23 protein-coding genes are annotated in these 17,960 nt (G+C 41.8%); 12 read left to right on the forward strand and 11 right to left on the reverse strand.

Annotation, left to right across the window (positions count from 1 at the left end; all coding sequences use genetic code 11):
• The first annotated feature begins 186 nt into the window (after positions 1 to 186).
• The 8 genes from B1K52_RS09910 (at position 187) to B1K52_RS09945 (ending at position 8,593) form a co-directional block, all read left to right on the forward strand.
• Positions 187 to 1,365, forward strand: coding sequence for an MFS transporter (locus B1K52_RS09910; RefSeq protein ID WP_256855965.1), 1,179 nt, complete (start codon positions 187 to 189; stop codon positions 1,363 to 1,365).
• A 66-nt stretch (positions 1,366 to 1,431) separates the two neighbouring features.
• Positions 1,432 to 1,992, forward strand: coding sequence for a GNAT family N-acetyltransferase (locus B1K52_RS09915; RefSeq protein WP_077307771.1), 561 nt, complete (start codon positions 1,432 to 1,434; stop codon positions 1,990 to 1,992).
• A gap of 363 nt (positions 1,993 to 2,355) precedes the next feature.
• The gene (qoxA, locus tag B1K52_RS09920) at positions 2,356 to 3,390 is read left to right on the forward strand and encodes a cytochrome aa3 quinol oxidase subunit II (protein WP_077307773.1); all 1,035 of its coding nucleotides are present in this window, start codon (positions 2,356 to 2,358) and stop codon (positions 3,388 to 3,390) included.
• Between the two features lie 20 nt (positions 3,391 to 3,410).
• Positions 3,411 to 5,360 (forward strand): cytochrome aa3 quinol oxidase subunit I, encoded by a 1,950-nt coding sequence (gene qoxB / locus B1K52_RS09925; protein WP_077307775.1) that lies wholly within the window; start codon positions 3,411 to 3,413, stop codon positions 5,358 to 5,360.
• A gap of 15 nt (positions 5,361 to 5,375) precedes the next feature.
• Positions 5,376 to 5,987 carry a cytochrome aa3 quinol oxidase subunit III gene (qoxC, locus tag B1K52_RS09930; RefSeq protein ID WP_077307777.1) on the forward strand — a complete coding sequence of 204 codons (612 nt, stop codon included), beginning with the start codon at positions 5,376 to 5,378 and terminating at the stop codon, positions 5,985 to 5,987.
• Between the two features lies 1 nt (position 5,988).
• Entirely contained in the window at positions 5,989 to 6,303 is a 315-nt protein-coding gene (gene qoxD / locus B1K52_RS09935; protein WP_077307779.1) for a cytochrome aa3 quinol oxidase subunit IV, read from the forward strand.
• A gap of 85 nt (positions 6,304 to 6,388) precedes the next feature.
• Positions 6,389 to 7,549, forward strand: a complete 1,161-nt coding sequence (locus B1K52_RS09940) for an acyl-CoA dehydrogenase family protein (RefSeq protein ID WP_077307781.1) — start codon at positions 6,389 to 6,391, stop codon at positions 7,547 to 7,549.
• A 57-nt stretch (positions 7,550 to 7,606) separates the two neighbouring features.
• Entirely contained in the window at positions 7,607 to 8,593 is a 987-nt protein-coding gene (locus tag B1K52_RS09945) for a ketoacyl-ACP synthase III (RefSeq protein WP_077307783.1), read from the forward strand.
• A gap of 57 nt (positions 8,594 to 8,650) precedes the next feature.
• On the opposite strand, the gene B1K52_RS09950 is transcribed toward B1K52_RS09945, so the two are convergent.
• Positions 8,651 to 9,091, reverse strand: coding sequence for a DUF2512 family protein (locus B1K52_RS09950; protein WP_077307785.1), 441 nt, complete (start codon positions 9,089 to 9,091; stop codon positions 8,651 to 8,653).
• Positions 9,092 to 9,153: 62 nt separating this feature from the next.
• Between B1K52_RS09950 and B1K52_RS17960 the strand changes: the two genes are divergently transcribed.
• Positions 9,154 to 9,354 (forward strand): hypothetical protein, encoded by a 201-nt coding sequence (locus tag B1K52_RS17960; RefSeq protein WP_077307787.1) that lies wholly within the window; start codon positions 9,154 to 9,156, stop codon positions 9,352 to 9,354.
• A 35-nt stretch (positions 9,355 to 9,389) separates the two neighbouring features.
• On the opposite strand, the gene B1K52_RS09960 is transcribed toward B1K52_RS17960, so the two are convergent.
• A complete protein-coding gene (locus B1K52_RS09960; protein WP_077307789.1) occupies positions 9,390 to 9,824 on the reverse strand; it encodes a GtrA family protein in 435 nt (144 codons plus the stop codon).
• 145 nt (positions 9,825 to 9,969) lie between these two features.
• Between B1K52_RS09960 and B1K52_RS09965 the strand changes: the two genes are divergently transcribed.
• Entirely contained in the window at positions 9,970 to 10,764 is a 795-nt protein-coding gene (locus tag B1K52_RS09965; RefSeq protein WP_256855892.1) for a VLRF1 family aeRF1-type release factor, read from the forward strand.
• A gap of 175 nt (positions 10,765 to 10,939) precedes the next feature.
• Here the strand turns inward: B1K52_RS09965 and B1K52_RS09970 are convergent, their stop codons facing one another.
• The 9 genes from B1K52_RS09970 to B1K52_RS10010 all read right to left on the reverse strand — a co-directional run bounded on the left by B1K52_RS09970 (position 10,940) and on the right by B1K52_RS10010 (position 16,920).
• Positions 10,940 to 11,989, reverse strand: coding sequence for a polysaccharide lyase family 1 protein (locus B1K52_RS09970; RefSeq protein WP_077307791.1), 1,050 nt, complete (start codon positions 11,987 to 11,989; stop codon positions 10,940 to 10,942).
• Between the two features lie 269 nt (positions 11,990 to 12,258).
• Positions 12,259 to 12,438, reverse strand: a complete 180-nt coding sequence (locus B1K52_RS09975) for a 2-hydroxymuconate tautomerase (protein ID WP_256855893.1) — start codon at positions 12,436 to 12,438, stop codon at positions 12,259 to 12,261.
• Between the two features lie 13 nt (positions 12,439 to 12,451).
• On the reverse strand, positions 12,452 to 12,868 hold the full coding sequence (locus tag B1K52_RS09980; protein WP_077307795.1) for a Fur family transcriptional regulator: 417 nt from the start codon (positions 12,866 to 12,868) through the stop codon (positions 12,452 to 12,454).
• On the reverse strand, positions 12,868 to 13,734 hold the full coding sequence (locus tag B1K52_RS09985; RefSeq protein ID WP_077307797.1) for a metal ABC transporter permease: 867 nt from the start codon (positions 13,732 to 13,734) through the stop codon (positions 12,868 to 12,870). The genes B1K52_RS09980 and B1K52_RS09985 overlap by 1 nt, the downstream gene beginning before the upstream one ends.
• On the reverse strand, positions 13,731 to 14,459 hold the full coding sequence (locus tag B1K52_RS09990; RefSeq protein WP_077307799.1) for a metal ABC transporter ATP-binding protein: 729 nt from the start codon (positions 14,457 to 14,459) through the stop codon (positions 13,731 to 13,733). Before B1K52_RS09990 ends, B1K52_RS09985 begins: the two co-directional genes overlap by 4 nt.
• Positions 14,460 to 14,664: 205 nt before the next feature.
• The gene (locus tag B1K52_RS09995; RefSeq protein ID WP_077307801.1) at positions 14,665 to 15,732 is read right to left on the reverse strand and encodes a YhgE/Pip domain-containing protein; all 1,068 of its coding nucleotides are present in this window, start codon (positions 15,730 to 15,732) and stop codon (positions 14,665 to 14,667) included.
• Between the two features lie 54 nt (positions 15,733 to 15,786).
• Complete coding sequence (locus B1K52_RS10000; protein ID WP_077307803.1) at positions 15,787 to 16,209, reverse strand: MarR family winged helix-turn-helix transcriptional regulator; 423 nt, start codon at positions 16,207 to 16,209, stop codon at positions 15,787 to 15,789.
• 135 nt (positions 16,210 to 16,344) lie between these two features.
• Positions 16,345 to 16,668, reverse strand: coding sequence for a spore coat protein (locus tag B1K52_RS10005; protein ID WP_077307805.1), 324 nt, complete (start codon positions 16,666 to 16,668; stop codon positions 16,345 to 16,347).
• Positions 16,669 to 16,680: 12 nt separating this feature from the next.
• Positions 16,681 to 16,920, reverse strand: coding sequence for a hypothetical protein (locus B1K52_RS10010; RefSeq protein ID WP_306278121.1), 240 nt, complete (start codon positions 16,918 to 16,920; stop codon positions 16,681 to 16,683).
• 111 nt (positions 16,921 to 17,031) lie between these two features.
• Between B1K52_RS10010 and B1K52_RS10015 the strand changes: the two genes are divergently transcribed.
• Together B1K52_RS10015 and gcvH are read left to right on the forward strand one after the other, a co-directional pair.
• Complete coding sequence (locus B1K52_RS10015; RefSeq protein WP_077307807.1) at positions 17,032 to 17,391, forward strand: arsenate reductase family protein; 360 nt, start codon at positions 17,032 to 17,034, stop codon at positions 17,389 to 17,391.
• Between the two features lie 83 nt (positions 17,392 to 17,474).
• The gene (gcvH, locus tag B1K52_RS10020; RefSeq protein ID WP_077307809.1) at positions 17,475 to 17,864 is read left to right on the forward strand and encodes a glycine cleavage system protein GcvH; all 390 of its coding nucleotides are present in this window, start codon (positions 17,475 to 17,477) and stop codon (positions 17,862 to 17,864) included.
• Positions 17,865 to 17,960: the final 96 nt, after the last annotated feature.

Here is a 17,960-nt window from a genome sequence, read left to right on the forward strand (position 1 = left end):
CGACTAATCGCTGCCATATCTTCTAAGGAAATACCCCAGGCTATTAACCTCAAAACCTATTAATTTATTTAGTTACAATTCCTTTATTTTCTGTTAATAATTCCAGATATGGTTTGAACCGTCTGTTTTTCTATTGTATTGTTGCCAATGTTAAGTCAGAAAAAGAAGGAGGAAATCAACATGTCTTTGACAAGCAGGCAATTCTCATCGCGGACGGTCATTGCAGTCTTGATGATTTGTGCCTTTTCGATAGGAACGACAGAATATGTTGTAACTGGTGTGTTAACCCATATTGCCAACGACTTAAATGTGACAATTGCATCAGCAGGTTTGGTTGTCAGCATGTATGCTCTTGGAGTAGCAGTTTTTGGGCCGCTTATGACGACCCTGTCTGTAAAATTACCTCGTAAGCCGATGCTGCTGGTGTTTATGGTGCTGTTTATTGTTAGTAACATTATTAGTGCAACAGCCCCTAACTTTTCCGTGCTGCTCGTTTCACGTGTTGCTTCTGCTTTTATGCATGGCCCATTTTTTGCGCTCGCTTTTGTTATGGCAAGTGAATTGGTGGAGCCGCGTAAGCGCGTCCAAGCAATTGCTGCTGTAAATGGCGGACTTACGATTGCTATCATGATCGGAGTGCCGTTTGGAGCTTACCTTGGATCCTTAATCGAATGGCGTCTCGTATTTTGGCTGATTGCACTTCTAGGTCTGCTAGGGCTAATAGGACTGTTAATCTGTGCACCGAACACGAAACCAGCAGAAACACCTCGCATTAAGCAGGAACTCAGCGTCTTTAAGCATAAGCAGGTACTTTTAACGATCGCAATCATCATATTTGGTTATTCAGGTGTATTTACCGCTTATACATTCATTGAGCCATTGCTCCGATCTGTTACAGGATTTGGCGGTGTAGGTATCATGATCAGTCTTTTCTTCTTCGGAATGGGAAGTGTAATTGGTAATTTCTCTACACCACGTCTTGCTGGCGGCAATGTGACACGAACGCTCATCTATGTATTCTCCATATTGACAGTGATTTTATTACTGTTTCCGCTGGCTACACCTTATGCTGTTACAGCTGTGTTCATCATCGGTCTTTTTGGCGCTGGAGCGTTCGGTACAACGCCACTTTTACAGTCAAAGATTGTAATGGCTGCCAAGGAAGGGCCGACAATTGCAGCAGCAGCAAGTGTATCAGCATTTAATCTAGCGAATGCGGCTGGAGCCTATTTAGGCGGTATCATACTAGATGCAAATCTAGGATACTCGTGGCTGGCTATATGCGGTGCAGCCATCTCAGTCATTGGTATACTGCTATCTGCACTTTCTTACCGAGAAGAGAAAAAGGAACAGAAGTTGGCTTGAAGTGTATTGCGCACCCTAAATTCTTCCTTCATACTAGTATAAATTACTAGAGGAGGTAAGAAGAGGTTGAATCCAATCTTACGAGATTTTAAACCAACTATTGAAACAGATCGGCTGCTTATTCGGAAGCCGGAAGTAGGCGACGGAAAAGCAGTCAACGATGCAATTAAAGCATCATTGCCAGAACTCAAAGCCTGGATGCCATGGGTGCAAGAGGTACCTACACCAGAGGATACCGAAGAAAATATTCGGGAATCTGTTGCCAATTGGATCAACCGGACAAACCTGCGTATGCTTGTCTTTCACAAAGATACAGGGGAGTTTATTGCCTCCAGCGGCTTTCATGCAATCAACTGGGACATACCAAAAGTTGAGATTGGCTATTGGATGGACACTCGCTATACCGGTCAAGGCTATATGACAGAAGTTGTTGATGCGCTCACGGCTTACGCTTTTAAGGAGCTTGGTGTGAAGCGTGTGCAAATACTTTGTGATGAAGATAATAAAGCAAGCAGGGCAGTGCCCGAACGTGTTGGTTATCAGTTGGAAGGAATCCATTACTGCGACAGTTTAAGTGCCGATCGTAAGATGGTACGTAATACGGTGTACTACAGCAAGACCAGATAGCGGTTCGTTATCCAATAACTGGATGCATTTTTAATTTAAACGTTCAAATTTTGTTCACTACTTGTTCTTATTCTCTCATTTGACTGGTGTTAGAATGATAATTGAACTGTTTACTTACTAGGCAAGTCTGGTGTTTTTTGCTGCTTTGTATTACACTAGTTTCTGGATTGTTGTCAGAGGCTGCCTAAATGGCAGTATGCTTGTATGTTTCAGGTTGAATTTCTGTTACTCCTGCCGGACGCAGAAGTTCTAATGTGAAATACTTATCAAAACCCTATTACAGCGAACGGGTTGTTTTCTTATGCAGAGAGGAAGCAGCGTGTTTTCGCAGATTCAGGTAAAGAAAGGAAGGGAAGCAGGCGCATGCTTAAAAAATTGAAACCCTTAAGTCTTCTACTGTTCCTTGCCCTGCCGCTAATGCTAGCCGGTTGTTCTACACCGGAAGTACTCGATCCGAAAGGACCAGTGGCAAGTCAGCAGAGTGACCTTATTATTCTATCAATCATTTTCATGCTTACAATCGTAGCGGTTGTATTCGTACTTTTGACGATTATCCTTGTCAAGTACAGAGAAAGAAAGGATCATGACAAGTACAGCCCAGAACTTCATGGCAGCATGCTGCTGGAAACGATTTGGACGATCATCCCGATCATCATCGTTGTTATCTTGGCTATTCCTACTGTCAGAACGATCTATAACCTGGAGGAAGCGCCTGAAGCTAAAACAGCTGAAGCGGCAAATGAAGATCCATTGGTTATTGAAGCAACATCCATCAACTGGAAATGGGTATTCACTTATCCTGAAGAGGATATTGAAACAGTGAATTATCTGCACATCCCGATTCATCGTCCAGTGGAATTCAAACTAACATCTGCCGATAATATGGCTGCTTTGTGGATTCCAAGCCTTGGCGGACAGAAATATGCAATGTCCGGCATGCAGACAACACTTTTCCTTCAAGCAGATGAAGCTGGTGAGTATAACGGCCGGAACGCAAACTTCACTGGTGAAGGCTTTAATGAACAGCGCTTTGTCGTTTATGCAGAAGAAGAAGAAGACTACGGCCAGTGGGTAGAGGAAGTTCAAGATTCTGCTCCAGAACTGACACAATATGAGTATGACGAACTTCTGATTCCTGGAGTTTATGAAGAAGGAACAGCTGAATTCAATGGTACGCATTTACAATGGATTGACCATTCTAAAGATGCTGAATACACATTGGAAGCATGGGAGCGTCTAGGCTATGAGCCGAAGAACCCGCATGCGAAAGACAAATCTCAAAACATCTTGCCAGAAGATGAGATTCCATATTATCAGCAAGACAATACTGTAGATTACTCGGATGAAAACATGGACCATGAAAACATGGGAAATGAAGAACATGCGAGTCACGAGTAACAGAGAGAGGGGGAAATGTTTTGGACTTAAAATGGAATGAGTTTATCATTACCGGCGACCCGTTGATCCTTGGCGCACAGATTAGTATCTTGCTCGGATCAATCGCCGTTGTAGCTGCCCTTACTTATTTTAAGAAATGGACATGGCTATGGAAAGAATGGCTGACTTCTGTTGACCATAAGAAATTGGGTATCATGTATATCCTTAGTGCCCTTTTAATGCTTTTCCGCGGTGGAATCGATGGTTTAATGATCCGTACTCAGTTAGCAAAACCAGGTATGGAATTCCTAGATCCACAGCACTATAACGAGGTATTCTCAACACATGGTGTAATCATGATTCTATTCATGGCGATGCCATTCTTGATTGGTTTAATTAACTATATTGTACCGCTTCAAATTGGTGCACGTGACGTAGCGTTTCCTTATTTGAATAACTTGAGCTTCTGGACATTCTTTGTCGGTATGGCTCTATTTAACATTTCTTTCATCATCGGTGGTTCACCGGATGCAGGCTGGACAGCATACACGCCGCTTGCGACGAATGAATTCAGTCCTGGCCCAGGTCAGAACTACTACCTGCTAGCTATCCAGATTGCTGGTATCGGTACATTGATGACAGGTATCAACTTCTTCGTAACCATCCTTAAGATGCGTACGAAAGGTATGACATTGATGAAAATGTCCATGTTCACTTGGACAACATTGATCACAATGCTTATCATTATCTTTGCTTTCCCAGTGCTTACAGTAGCACTTGCATTGCAAACATTTGACCGACTATTCGGTTCTGTAATCTTTACCTTGCAAGGTGATGGTAACCCGATGCTTTGGGTTAACTTGTTCTGGGTATGGGGTCACCCTGAGGTATATATCGTTATTCTTCCTGCGTTCGGGATCTTCTCTGAAATTATCTCGACATTCGCAAGAAAACAGCTTTTCGCTTACAAAGCGATGGTTGTGTCCATTGTGACAATTTCTGTATTGAGCTTCCTTGTATGGGTTCACCACTTCTTCACAATGGGTAACAGTGCAGAAGCAAATAGTTTCTTCTCTATTACAACGATGGCTATCTCAATCCCGACCGGGGTTAAGATCTTTAACTGGCTATTTACGATGTATCGAGGGCGTATAAGCTTTACGACACCGATGCTTTGGGCACTTGCATTTATCCCGAACTTCGTTATCGGTGGGGTAACAGGGGTTATGCTTGCGATGGCAGCAGCCGATTATCAATATCATAATACGTACTTCTTGGTATCTCACTTCCACTATGTGTTGATCTCAGGTACTGTATTTGCTTGCTTCGCAGGTTTGATTTACTGGTATCCGAAAATGTTTGGCCATAAACTGAACGAAAAAATTGGTAAATGGGCATTCTGGATCTTCATTATCGGCTTTAACGTATGTTTCTTCCCGCAGTACTTCTTAGGGTTGGACGGTATGCCAAGACGTATTTCTACGTATACGGAGGCAGATGGCTGGACAGGTTTGAACTTTATCTCAACTATTGGTGCTTTCATGATGGGTCTTGCATTCCTAATCTTCGTTGTAAACATCGTATACAGCTGGAGATTTTCTCCAAGAGAGAAAACAGGCGATGCTTGGGGTCTTGGACGTAACCTGGAATGGGCAACAAGCTCTTCTATCCCGCCGCACTACAACTTTGCTGTACTTCCAGAAGTAACAGGACTTGATCCTTACTGGGATATGAAAGAAAAAGGCCTTGATCAGCAGAAGAATGTGGATTACAAACCTATTCATATGCCGAACAACGCAGCTACACCAATTATTATGTCCGTCATCATGGGAGCTGCAGCCTTTGGCCTTGTATTCCACTGGTACTGGATCGGTATTGTAGGCGGAATCGGTATCTTCATCACGATGATTGCTCGTTCATTTGATTACAATGACGGTTACTATGTTAGTGTTGAAGAAATAAAAGAAACAGAAGCGAAAGCGAATAAATAAGGAGGTTGTGAAGAAATGGCACATGATCACAATGTGAACCCCAACGCTCCATTGGAATATCAGTCAGAAACCGGCCGGTTGAACATTACCGGTTTCTGGACTTTCCTTGGTGCAGAGATCGCCTTGTTCTCGACATTATTCGCATCCTATTTCGCGTTGCAAGCACGTGTAGGTGACGGACCAACCTCAAACGAGATGTTCGAAGCAGGACTTGTTATGATTATGACAATGCTGCTGCTCACAAGTAGTTTCACGTGCGGTATTGCCATCCACGAAATGCGTGCGAACAACAAAAAAGGCGTCATAATCTGGATGATTATTACACTCATCCTAGGTGCAGGCTTCATAGGCTATGAGCTTTATGAGTTTGTACATTATGTACACGAAGGTGTTACACTTAGCACTAGTGCACATTGGTCTATGTTCTTTATTTTGCTCGGAACACATGGACTGCACGTTTCAATCGGTATTGGCTGGATCATCTTGCTGTTGATCCAACTTGCAAGAAGAGGACTTACGCCAAAGACAGCTTCAAAAGTCTTCATTTCTAGTCTCTATTGGCACTTCTTAGATGTTGTGTGGATCTTTATCTTCACATGCGTTTACTTGATGGGGATGGTGAATTAATATGAGTCAACAAACGAAAAAGGGACATTTCCCTTGGAAGCATATCATCGGCTTTTTGATCTCAATCGCGTTGACACTCGTCGCCTTCGCAACAGCGCTATGGACTGACTGGTCATCATCAACGATTTTCATCATCATCTTGATTTTCGCTGTGATCCAGGCTGCTTTGCAGTTAGTTATGTTCATGCACATGACAGAAGGAGAAGACGGTGGACTGATTTCCGGTAACACCCTATTCGGATTCTTTATTGCAGTAGTTATCATTGTTGGTACTTACTGGCTGATGACTTCTGGCCACATGCATATGAGCATGTGAATCAAACCCGCTCTTTGAGCGGGTTTTTTTGTGTTTTCTCGCGTCTTTATCTAAAATAGAAACAGATAGAAGAGGAGGTTGCGGTATGATTTTTCCAAGTGATGTACATATTATAGAAAAAGCGAGCAAAGTAGCTGACGTAGCTAAGACGTATAAAAGTATTGGTGATGAACAAGCGAGATTAGCAGAAAAAGTGATTGATACTTTCCGTTCTACAGCGTATACATTGCTGACAGTTCCTAGAGAACAAGGAGGGGACGGTGCGAATCTCCACGATTTTCTGCTGGCTCAGGAAACGCTAGCAGCTGGTGATGGCGCTGCTGCTCTGTCTATCGGCTGGCATCTAAGTACAATGCAGGACTTATGCGAAAAAGCAAACTGGCCTGCAGATATGTTTGCGCAATTTCTACAAGAAGTAGTGCAGGAGAGGAAAATTGTTAACCGAGCAGCATCCGAACCAGCAACAGGAAGTCCTACTCGTGGAGGCATTCCGGAGACGCGAGCGAAAAGAGTCGGAGATGAATATGTCTTGAATGGACGTAAAACATTTACATCGATGGCAGCAGATTTAGATTATTACCTTGTGACTGCTTATGCAGAAGAAGAGGATGTTGTTGGAAGCTTTTTAATTGCCAGGGAAATAAATGGCCTTTCTGTCGAAAAAACATGGAATCCATTGGGAATGCGGGCAACAGGCAGTGATGATCTAATCTTGGAAAACGTGCATGTTCCAGCAGAATATTTTGTGGAAAAAACAAAGACAAAATCTGGTCCAAAAGGGTCACTTTTGCACATTCCTGCTTGTTATCTTGGCATCGCAAAAAGTGCTCGTGACGAAGCGCTTCAGTTTGCTAGGGAATTTCAGCCAAACACACTGGATAAGCCGATAATTCATGTGCCGCATATTAGAGAAAAAATCGGAGAAATGGATTTAGAATTAATGCAGGCAAGACATTTTATGTATCATGTTGCAAGCTTGTGGGATAGCTATCCTGAAAAACGGCATCTAATGGCAGGAGAACTAGCTGCGGTAAAAGTAAATGCAACAAAGGCAGCTGTTAAAGTGGTCGATCTGGCGATGCGGGTTGCCGGCGGAAGAGGTTTGGCGAAGAACCAGCCATTTGAGCAGCATTATCGTGATGTTCGGGCAGGTTTGCATAACCCGCCCATGGATGATGCGGTAATAGAACTGCTCGCTTCGCAAGCTGCAGATTTCGAAAAAAGTAAAGAAAATACATCATTTTAGTACCAGGTATTAAAACTAGATGGTATAATGTAGGCAGATGTGAAGGAGGCAGATATAATGGAATCTAAAGCTCGCGTAACTGCGATTGGAACATATATCCCAGAAAAGGTTTTGACAAATGCTGATTTCGAAAGAATGGTTGAAACTTCCGATGAATGGATTGTTCAGCGTACAGGTATTAAAGAAAGAAGAATCGCAAGAGAAGATGAATTCGTTACTGATCTATGTGAACAGGCTGCGCTTAACTTAGCAAAGAACTTCAACAAATCTTTAGAAGATGTTGATTTGATTCTCGTAGCAACAGTAACAGGTGAATATAAATTTCCGAGTGTATCCAGTCAGCTGCAAGCTAGACTTGGTCTTAAGAATACTGGAGCTCTCGACTTAGGTGGAGCGTGTGCTGGATTTGTTTACGGACTGCACATGGCTAACGGCTTGATAACAGCTGGATTGCATAAGAAGATTCTTGTCTTAGGTGCTGAAACGCTTTCTAAGATTACTGATTATACGGATCGCACAAGCTGCATTCTATTTGGTGATGGCGCTGGTGCGGCATTAGTGGAATACGATGCTGAAAACCCTGGATTCTTCTCTTACCATATGGGAACAAAAGGAAAAGGCGGCCGCCATCTTTATCAAAGCGGTATCTCAACGACAATGAATGGCGAAGAGCTCGCTAATCCTGGTAAGTTGGTTCAAAATGGACGCGAAGTTTACAAGTGGGCCGTTTCCGGAGTGCCAAAAGGTGTTAAAAAGTTGGTTGAATCAGCAAACATGACAATGGATGATATCGATTGGTTTATTCCGCATAGTGCGAATATGCGGATGGTGGAATCCATATGTGATCGTTTGGATTACCCAATTGAAAAAACGTTAACAAGTATGGCATATGCAGGTAACACCTCATCTGCGACGATTCCGCTGGCATTTGATTTTGCTTTGCAGGAAAACAAGGTGAAAAATGGTGACACCATCTTATTATATGGATTCGGCGGCGGACTTACAGAGTGCGGCATTATCATTAAATGGGATCCAGAAGCATAAAAGAGAGCCCGTGGAATTTCTTCCACGGGCTTTCTTTATGACCAGTACTTCTTATTTTTAGTCCTTTTGCGGCCCTCTTATGGGCAGATCGCCAGCGATTCCTGTCCGGAACTGATCTAGAAAAACAACATTATAGTACTGATCACGGCCATTTCTAATCACATATTTCCGCACGTAGGCATGCAGAAACATCCCATCCATGCAGGCTAATGACAAGCCTGCCGGAATGGCACCGACCAAAGGATGCACAGTGCTGTCAGCTGCGAGAAAAATCAGCATCCAGCAGACAAAGCTGTAAAAAATGCTGTCCAGCCATCCGGTCACTTTATTTGTCTTGCCTGGCAGCAATGCCATGTCAATCAAGTAGCCAATCACTGTTAAAATAGCTGTGAGCTGTGCTACTTTTGAGAGCGGTAATTGATAGAATAAACCTGCGAAAAGGTAAAGAACCGCGCACGCAAATATCCCTTTAAGAAGTATGGCTTTGACATGTTTCATCCCAAATTCACCTGCTGCTTTTTTTATACAATATGTCCACTTTCCAGAAGTGGTATACACAAGTGCATCAAATATATGAAATATGGTATAACATCCTGCTTATAATAGGAGATATGAATGATTGTGGGATGATACGGCTGTCGGGGCATTGGGATAAGGTAGTTCTCAAGTACCGGGAATACGGTATCCAAGTTGAAATTCAACATCTGGACCATGCCAGTCAGATATTGGTTGATCGTCGTGCAGCTTATATAAACACATAATAAGAAGGCCCATACCAAAAATGGTGTGCGCCTTCTTATTTTTTACGCTTGAAAACGATATATTTCATAAACAAAAAGCTGCTTGCGGAAGAGAGAAACATTGCCAAGACTTTTGCTATATTATTATCCACGTAAGCGGGAAGCGTTACAAAAGTCAGACTGCGCAGGATAGAGAGAGCAGCTAGGAAGACAAGATTGCTAATAACCAACGCTACCAGACCTTGAGCGAGGAACATCCCTTTCTCCATGGTACTGGATTGTTTTTGATGTCGGAAAGTAAATCTTGAATTCCAGTAATAACTATTCCAGATACAAGCCAGGTAGCTAATCGTATTAAAAAGTAAAAGAAGTAAATTATTTTTGGTAGGCCAGATAAGTAGCAGAATATTGAGTACAACTAAATCAACTGCCGCATTCAGCACGCCAATTGACGTAAACTGCAGAATCTGTGTCCGGGTACGCTTTAACATATTTTTTCACAGCCTTATTGTAACGTGATTGTATTTTATCATTCTTCCCTCATCTGCTTCTTTTTTAACGTTTTAACTTATTTGCAGGTGGTAAGTAGAGCTATAAGCTTTGCATAAGCAAATTTGGAAGAGGAGTGATTGCAGTTTGTGTTACGCAATGGAAATGGAGCAACTCGCACAAAAAGCCAGCCGCCACCCTCAGAAAGTTCTAAGTATGTACATCAATACAGATCCAGCCAATCGTGATCAGACGGGAGGCGAGTGGAAGATACACGTGAAAAACGGCTTAAAAAACTTCGAAGCCTATCTAGAAAATGATGAAGATGAACGGAAGCAGTTTCTGGAAGTAAAAGATAAAGTGAAGACCTTCTTGGAGGATAATAGTCAAAATATGAAAAAGAGTTGTGTTGTTTTTGCATCATCAGATGATATTTGGTTTGCTGAATGCTTGCAAATGCCAGTGACAACCGAATTCTTCTGGGAAGCAGAGCCCAAGCTAGATCAGTTCCGCCAACTGTACAACAAATTCCCGGAATCCGGCGTTATTCTCGTGCAGAAGAATCAAGTGAAAGTCATAGATGCTGTGCTTGGAAAGGTGAAGGAAACAAAGCTGTATGAAATCGATCTCGACACAGAGCAATGGAAGGTGCAAGCAAGCCCGCAGCGGGCCTTGTCGGTTAAAGGAAAGGGCGGTAAAGGATCAAAGAAGGATACAATCGAGAACCGCATCGAAGCAAATCAAAAGCGCTGGTACAAATCCTTGGCACCAAGTCTGGATAAATTAGCGAAAGAAAAAGAATGGAAGAGTATTCACCTTGTTGGGAATAAAGAAGAAGCGAGAATGATAGAAAGCTACATGCAGAAGCAAGTCCAGCATAAGGAAGGAAAAAATCTATTTGAACAGGAAGAACGAAAAGTACTCGAGGAGGTTGTTTTGTAATAAAAGAGGTGGGTCATAACTAGCTAATTTATGAACAAAAGATCCTCGGCGCCGTTCTTAGCTTTTAATACGAAAAACTAGCTGTGAGAAATCGAAGACCTTCTTCCATGCCTCGGAAAAGGTCTTCGATTTCATTTCTTTCGTTAACTAGGTTCTGTCCCAGTCTCATTTCATGTTAATGACCAAATACTAATCTTTGGTTTGATGATCCGGCATACTTTTGGACGAATTCTTTCGTATAAATAGGGCTATCTACTTGGTAATTATAGTACTTAGATGGTTTCCAATTCGTAGACGGTGATATTTGTCTATAGTATTTTGAACTATAGGAAGGATAACTGCCTACGTCTATGAAATATCCGTTTCCTTTGTCATCAAGAATACCGCCACCTTGATAACCGGCACCAAAGTAGTTATTTTCAGAATAGATTGTAGCTTGGTTTGCAATCGTAAATGCTAGGTGGAAGTTATTCGCATAATTATTTTTAACATGGAAATAACCATACCGCATCAATCCGGGTCCTCGTACATATAAGTTTTCAAAGTAGTTATTTGCTATGGTCATATGAGGATAGCCTTTGTAAGAATTTGAATGGTCGTCAGGATGACCTAAGATGAGTCCATATCGATGATTTTGAAATTTGGAGTTACTTACTGTTATATAATCTGCTTTCGCGCCAACGTATAGCAATTTATCTAAATCATGTCCGTTCGGATCGTAGTCATGACCGTCGAATGAAACATGATCTATCCAATAATTATAGCCGTGTGTTATATATAGCTGAATATCATTATTGCCATTAATTGACTTACTATGACGAAAGTTTATATTTTGAAAAATGATGTTCTTTGATTCTGGTGTTGTCTCTAAATAGATATTCTTTAAAACTCGATTTTTGTACGAACCGACAATTGTTTTATTGGCTCCTAATTGTACTTTTTGTTTCCCATCTCCTTTAATGTTATCCTCGATCACTAAAATTTTTGGGGTCAAACCTTTTACTTCAGATCTCAATTCTTGTAAGTCGTTAATATAGACAATTCTTCCACCTTTACCCCCAGTCGTACTTTCTTTCCATTGACCATTATCATATTTGGCATTCCCTGCAAAACCCATTATTCCATTTGTAGAAGTGTTAGGAAATAATACTGCAGCAGAAGTTGATACTGGCAAAGCGAAGATAGTCAAAAACATTGCTAGTAATAAAGTTGTAAGACGCTTCATAATGACCTCCTTTTAGTTGATGAATCGATTATAATCTTAAAATTACCAAATAACTACCAACTTTTGGATTATTTCATGAACATAATAGGGAGTAATTAAGGAAGCATAAAAGGGAAAAGGTTAATCGAACCATTCAAGCTATACATTATGTAGAGGAAATTAGAGATACTGGATTCAAAAACTATAGGAAATCAGCAAGATGGAGAGAGGCGAAGTGTATTATAGATGCTTATAGCTAAAAAAAGCAGTATGCCCGGGCATACTGCTTTTTAAGTTAACCGTTTCCCGGCATGACCATAATTCGCTTTATTCATTTCTTCGATTACAACGGTTACTGCTTCTGTGCGAGCACCAGTTGTTTCAACCATAACCTCTGTCATTTTCTTAATCATTTGTTCCTTTTGTTCATCTGTACGGCCTTCCAGCATTTTTACTGTAATAATTGGCATTTTGATCGGCTCCTTACGAGTGGTGACACGTCGGGCATAGTCCATATAGCTCGAAAGCGTGTGTATGAATATGATAATCTGCGAGTTCTTCTGTGTAAACTGGCAGCGGGCATTTTTCGAGCGGTTTCGTCAGCCCGCAGCTTTCACACACAAAATGATGATGATGGGTGCCGCTTTTACATGCAATTTTAAACAGTTTTTCGCCGTTCTTCTCACGTGACTCCAGTAATTCCAGCTGCTCAAACAACCGGAGGTTTCGGTAGATTGTATCCAGGCTGATGCCTTGATAGCTTGTCTCCATAAATGCAAGCAGCGCTTTTGCACTTCGATATCCTTTAGCATGGACAAAGTAAGAAAGGATATCTGCACGTTTGTCTGTGTACTTATGACCGTTTTCCTTTAGAATAGCAATGCCTTCATCCAGTAGCATCAAGATACCCCTTTCTCAAATGCACGATTCCGTTTAGTGGCTAACATTATCTTTTGTGCAAGAAAACTAAACAGAAGAATTAAGATGGACACAACAACAATCGTTCCTCCAGGCGGGATTTCAAAATAATAACCAGAAAACAAACCGGCAATGACCGACGTTTCACCGAAAAGAATAGATAAGACAATCGTCTGTTTGAATCCTCTTGCCAATCGAATGGCTGCGGCCACAGGAATAGTCATCATCGCTGAAACAAGTAATACGCCGACGATACGAATGCTGGCAGCAATTACTAAGGCTGTCAGCAGCATGAAGATAAAGTGAATCACGCGCGCATGTAAGCCGCTCACACGAGCATGCTCTTCGTCAAAGGAGAGGACAAGCAGCTGTTTGTACAAGATGCCGATGACAAGCAGTACAATCACGCTGATGACTAAGATGACACGCAAATCTTCACTGCTCACGGCAGAGACAGAGCCAAACAAGTAAGAGAATAAATCAGTCGTGAAGCCATTTGCCAAAGAAATAAATATGACACTCAGTCCGACGCCGCCAGATAGAATAATCGGAATGGCAATTTCCTCGAAGTTACGAAACATATTCCGCAGTTTCTCAATAAGTAAAGAAGCAAGAACAGAGAAACCGAGCCCTGCATAAAACGGTGACAGCAGGGGTGTTGCCATTTTCTTTTCGAGCAGCAAACCAAATGCAATACCAGCCAACGTGACATGTGATAAAGCATCGGCAATAAGTGAAAGCCTGCGGACGACGACAAAACATCCTAGCAGCGGAGCAATTAAGCCGATTAACAAGCCTGTGTATAACGTATTGCGAAGAAACTCAAATTGGAGAAAATCAGCAATCATGCTCGAATACCCCGCAATACTTGGAATTCCGTTTCAGGAAGGGTGAAATGCTCAGGACTGCCCTCGTATTGCACTTGCTGATCCAAATAAACAAGCTTGGAAGCATGCTGCGCAATGCCTGCAAGATCATGTGTGATCATGACTAATGTAAGCCCAGTCTCTTTATTCAAGCGGTGCAGCAATTCGTAAAAACCTTTAACATTGGCATGGTCGATCCCGACCGTTGGCTCATCCAGAATGATTAATTCCGGCTGGCTCACAAGTGCTCGTGCGATAAATACACGCTGCTGCTGTCCGCCAGATAAGCTGCTAATGTTTTGGTGCAAGTAATCTGACATGTCTACTTGCGCAACTGCTTGTTTTACAGCAGTCCGATGTTTCGTAGTAAATCTTTTAAAATAACCGATTTTTGGCGTGAGGCCCATTGCGACAACTTCAAATACTGTCGCAGGGAAGGCTTTATTAAAGGAGTTCGCCTTTTGGGAAACAAAACTTACTTTATTCCAATCTTTAAAGGAAGATACAGACTCGCCGAAAAGCTCGATGGAGCCTTTGTTTGGCTGCAAAAGTCCAAGTGCCAATTTAATCAATGTTGTTTTCCCGCCGCCGTTTGGTCCAATTAATCCAAGGAAGTCTCCGCTTTTTACATCAAGCGAAACATCACGCAGAGCAGCTTTATTTTCATAAGAGAAATGAATATTGTTTATATGAAGGATAGATTCCATCTTCTATCACCTTTCTAATTCCGTACTCGTTCACAAGAGACTATTCTATCGTAATCATTTCGATTTGTAAATCATAATCGTTTCGATTTATGTGAATTTGAAGTTATGTATAGCTATCAATTGGTGTTGTGGTAATGTGTGAAGGATTTTTAGCTAAATAAAAAGAAAAATCCAATCGAATAAAGATCGGATTTTTCCATGACGCTTACACTGTTGCAGTTTTTTTATCTTTTGCCACATATTGTATTTGCTGCTTCTTCAGCATGACTGCTGCACAACTCAATGCAAATGTAATAACTAAGATTAATACAAGGTGAAGAACATTCGCAGAGGCACCTTCTCCATTATAGATAAGCTGTGCGAATCCTTGTACACCATTTGATGCAGGAAGAATATTACCAATAACACGGAACACAGGAGAAAGCATGTCTACAGGAATAATATTTCCAGCAGTCATTAGCATAAACGGAATCATTGCAACGTTGAACAACGCACCAGCATTGCCAAAGATAGCAAAGCTCATTTGTGTGAAGCTGATGCAAGCAAACGCTACAAGCAGCTCAAATTCCCATAGCTGCATGTAAGAAGCTGCAACATCATTCATCACAGCGTGAATGGTAACAATAATGGTTGGTACAATAATACCGATAATAGCCAGAAGCAGCTGTTTATTCCAGAAGACTTGCCACTTTCCGAATTTGCGGTTCAAGATTTGTGTGACAATATTAAATTGGATGTTCATTGTCATGAATGCGATGAATACGATGAAACCTAGCATCATTGGTACCATGGAAGTAGCAAAGTTACTAATGGAATTTTCTTTCATAATATCTGCTTGTACATGGGAACCGCCGATAGAGGCAGTCATCTGTCGAGCTGCACTTTCAGCTGCAGATAAAGCAACCTGTGAATTGGCACTGTTCATATGGAATTCCAGAGAAGTATCCTCTTGTGCAGCTAAATGCTTCGTGAAAGCTTCTGGAATAACAATCATCATTGTGATGTCATTCGCATCCAACTGCTCTCTTGCATCTTTATAGGATGTAACTTCCGTATCAAACGGCAAATTCGCCATCATTTGTTCTGCAACTGAATCAGCCTGACTGCCGTCCTCGTTGACCACAGCGACTTCCAAGCGGTCGAAGTGACTAGTAGCATCGTGATAGCCAGTCAGCCAAATAATAGCAAATAATAACGGAACGATAATAGCAAAAGCTATACCTACTTTTGTATTAGGGATTTTCATCATTTCCCGTAAAGGTTGTAAACGCAAAAATAAAACTCCTATCTATAATTTAATTGCATGTGCATGTATTTAATGAAAAAATCACTGCAAATTCTGATGCAGTTTTCGAATCAGAGTATGCAGTGTTTTTATATCTTCTTGTTGGAAACCTTGATACGCGTTTGTTTCAATTTCGTCTACCTTTGGTATGATCTCGGAAACTAATTGCCGTCCTGCGTCTGTAATCTGCAAGCGGATAGCTCTCCGGTCGTGAGGATCATGTCTTCGGTTGACGAGGCCTTTCTTGACTAATTTATCAACTATCTTGGTAACAGTCGTTTGCTCTCTCTCGGTGACATCAGCAAGTTCTTTCTGCGTGACATCATCTTGCTTGTCCAATTCAGCAACAAGAGAGAATTGTTCGGGCGTCAGTTCGAATTGCTGAAGCATACGTGATGTTTCCCGCTTTAAAGACAGATAAGTTCGTGATAAAAGAAGACCCAACTCGTCATTTCTCGTGTCCATGGTCCGCTCCTTTCAGATAGTTCCATAAAGTTGCACATGCAAGTATATTACTAGGTGGAAGTTATTCCGTCAACAAAAAACTTTTGATGTATAAGCAGAAAAACGGACAACCATGACAGATTGTCCGTTCGCTTTTCATGTATATGGAAGTTCTTGACGCGTTTGGCTAAACTGCTGGTAAGCTTGCTCTACTTTTTGCTGAGGTGCTTCTTCTAAACTGTACCAGCCATGCTGAAACATCAAATTATACAAGTTGCGCTGCGCATCTTGGGTTTCCTTAAATATGCGGGCAACTGTTTCATATAGTGACTGATTGCTCATTTCGTTTAAGGCGGTACTATAAGATGCTGTCATATATTTTTCTGTGGCAAGCAAATCGGTAATATGATCACGGTCGTTCATGTCTTGTGTTGTTGGTACTGGTGTTTGGCTGTTTTGAATCTTTTGGCTCTCTGGCATCGTGTTACCTCCTTAATTGAGCGGTTTGGTTTTTAAATGTTCAAGCAGCATATCGTAATGACGCTGATGCATTTGTCCAACTGTGTGCAATGCTTCCTGCGCATCTGTCAGCTGCAATTCACCTGCAGCGTGCTGGGCTTTCTTGGCTGCATTCAAGTTCCAGTTGAGCATATCACTTAAATAAAGCAAATCTTTTCCTGAAATCATTTCCGGCGGTTGGAGCATCACATCTTGCGAATTGTCTAATGGCACGAGAATCCCTCCTTTTTCCTATTTATCGTGCCCGATTTTCTGCTGGTTATTCTGCACCCATGTTGCAGAGGACTATGCTAAAATAGCAGTATTAAAAGGAAGGAGATCTGTATGTTCCGATTTTATTGGTACCCAAATTGCAATACATGCAAAAACGCGAAAAAGTGGCTTGAGGAGCACCAAGTTCCGTATGAGGCAATACATATTGTAGAAACACCGCCAAGCCCGGAAGTGCTGCAGGAAGCAGCGGACAAAAGCGGCCTGCCATTGACGAAATTATTTAATACGAGTGGCAAAGTGTACCGCGAAGGCGGCTACAAAGACAAAATCAAAGAAGCGGATGATGCACAGTTAAAAGCTTGGCTCTCTGAAAACGGCATGCTAATCAAACGCCCGCTTCTTATCGGGAAAAATCAAGCAGCTGTTGGCTTTAAGCCAGAGGTATATACGTCTGTGACAGCAGCAAATTAAGCTGAAACGGTGGTAATTTTAGCTATTAGCTTTTATAGTAAATATGTTAGCTATTCTTGTAGAAAATAGGTGGAGGAATTAATATGAGCAACTTACCGAAAGATCTTCGTTATACAGATGAACATGAATGGATCAAAAAAGAAGAAGGCAGCCAGTACCGCATTGGTATTACTGACTTCGCTCAAGATGAACTAGGCGACATCGTATTCGTCGAGCTTCCATCGGTTGGTGACGAGTTAAAAGCGGACGAGCCATTTGGCAGCGTGGAATCTGTCAAAACAGTTTCTGAACTGTATGCTCCGCTCAGTGGTAAAGTCGTATCTGTCAATGAGGACTTGGACGACAGCCCAGAATTCGTAAATGAATCCCCATATGAGAAAGCATGGATGATTGTAATAGAAACAGACGATGAAGCAGCCTTTGAGCGCCTTCTTTCCACTGAAGAATATGAGGCAAAAATCAAAGAAGATTAATTTTTTGGAGCCCTTGTTGATATCTGTTGGCAAGGGCGGCGGTTTCTGTTCATATAATATGGCAAGCGTCATTGCTAAGCTGCCTTTATTCGGAGC

It is taken from the genome of Terribacillus halophilus (assembly GCF_900162685.1).
Taxonomy (GTDB): domain Bacteria; phylum Bacillota; class Bacilli; order Bacillales; family Amphibacillaceae; genus Terribacillus; species Terribacillus halophilus_A.

Bases quoted from the DNA above. Each gene is read 5' to 3' on its own strand.
- qoxA (WP_077307773.1), top strand. From the start codon at position 2,356: ATGCTTAAAAAATTGAAACCCTTAAGTCTTCTACTGTTCCTTGCCCTG.
- qoxC (WP_077307777.1), top strand. From the start codon at position 5,376: ATGGCACATGATCACAATGTGAACCCCAACGCTCCATTGGAATATCAG.
- qoxD (WP_077307779.1), top strand. From the start codon at position 5,989: ATGAGTCAACAAACGAAAAAGGGACATTTCCCTTGGAAGCATATCATC.
- B1K52_RS09940 (WP_077307781.1), top strand. From the start codon at position 6,389: ATGATTTTTCCAAGTGATGTACATATTATAGAAAAAGCGAGCAAAGTA.
- B1K52_RS09945 (WP_077307783.1), top strand. From the start codon at position 7,607: ATGGAATCTAAAGCTCGCGTAACTGCGATTGGAACATATATCCCAGAA.
- B1K52_RS09950 (WP_077307785.1), bottom strand. From the start codon at position 9,091: ATGAAACATGTCAAAGCCATACTTCTTAAAGGGATATTTGCGTGCGCG.
- B1K52_RS09960 (WP_077307789.1), bottom strand. From the start codon at position 9,824: ATGTTAAAGCGTACCCGGACACAGATTCTGCAGTTTACGTCAATTGGC.
- B1K52_RS09970 (WP_077307791.1), bottom strand. From the start codon at position 11,989: ATGAAGCGTCTTACAACTTTATTACTAGCAATGTTTTTGACTATCTTC.
- B1K52_RS09975 (WP_256855893.1), bottom strand. From the start codon at position 12,438: ATGCCAATTATTACAGTAAAAATGCTGGAAGGCCGTACAGATGAACAA.
- B1K52_RS09980 (WP_077307795.1), bottom strand. From the start codon at position 12,868: ATGCTACTGGATGAAGGCATTGCTATTCTAAAGGAAAACGGTCATAAG.
- B1K52_RS09985 (WP_077307797.1), bottom strand. From the start codon at position 13,734: ATGATTGCTGATTTTCTCCAATTTGAGTTTCTTCGCAATACGTTATAC.
- B1K52_RS09990 (WP_077307799.1), bottom strand. From the start codon at position 14,459: ATGGAATCTATCCTTCATATAAACAATATTCATTTCTCTTATGAAAAT.
- B1K52_RS10000 (WP_077307803.1), bottom strand. From the start codon at position 16,209: ATGGACACGAGAAATGACGAGTTGGGTCTTCTTTTATCACGAACTTAT.
- B1K52_RS10005 (WP_077307805.1), bottom strand. From the start codon at position 16,668: ATGCCAGAGAGCCAAAAGATTCAAAACAGCCAAACACCAGTACCAACA.
- B1K52_RS10015 (WP_077307807.1), top strand. From the start codon at position 17,032: ATGTTCCGATTTTATTGGTACCCAAATTGCAATACATGCAAAAACGCG.
- gcvH (WP_077307809.1), top strand. From the start codon at position 17,475: ATGAGCAACTTACCGAAAGATCTTCGTTATACAGATGAACATGAATGG.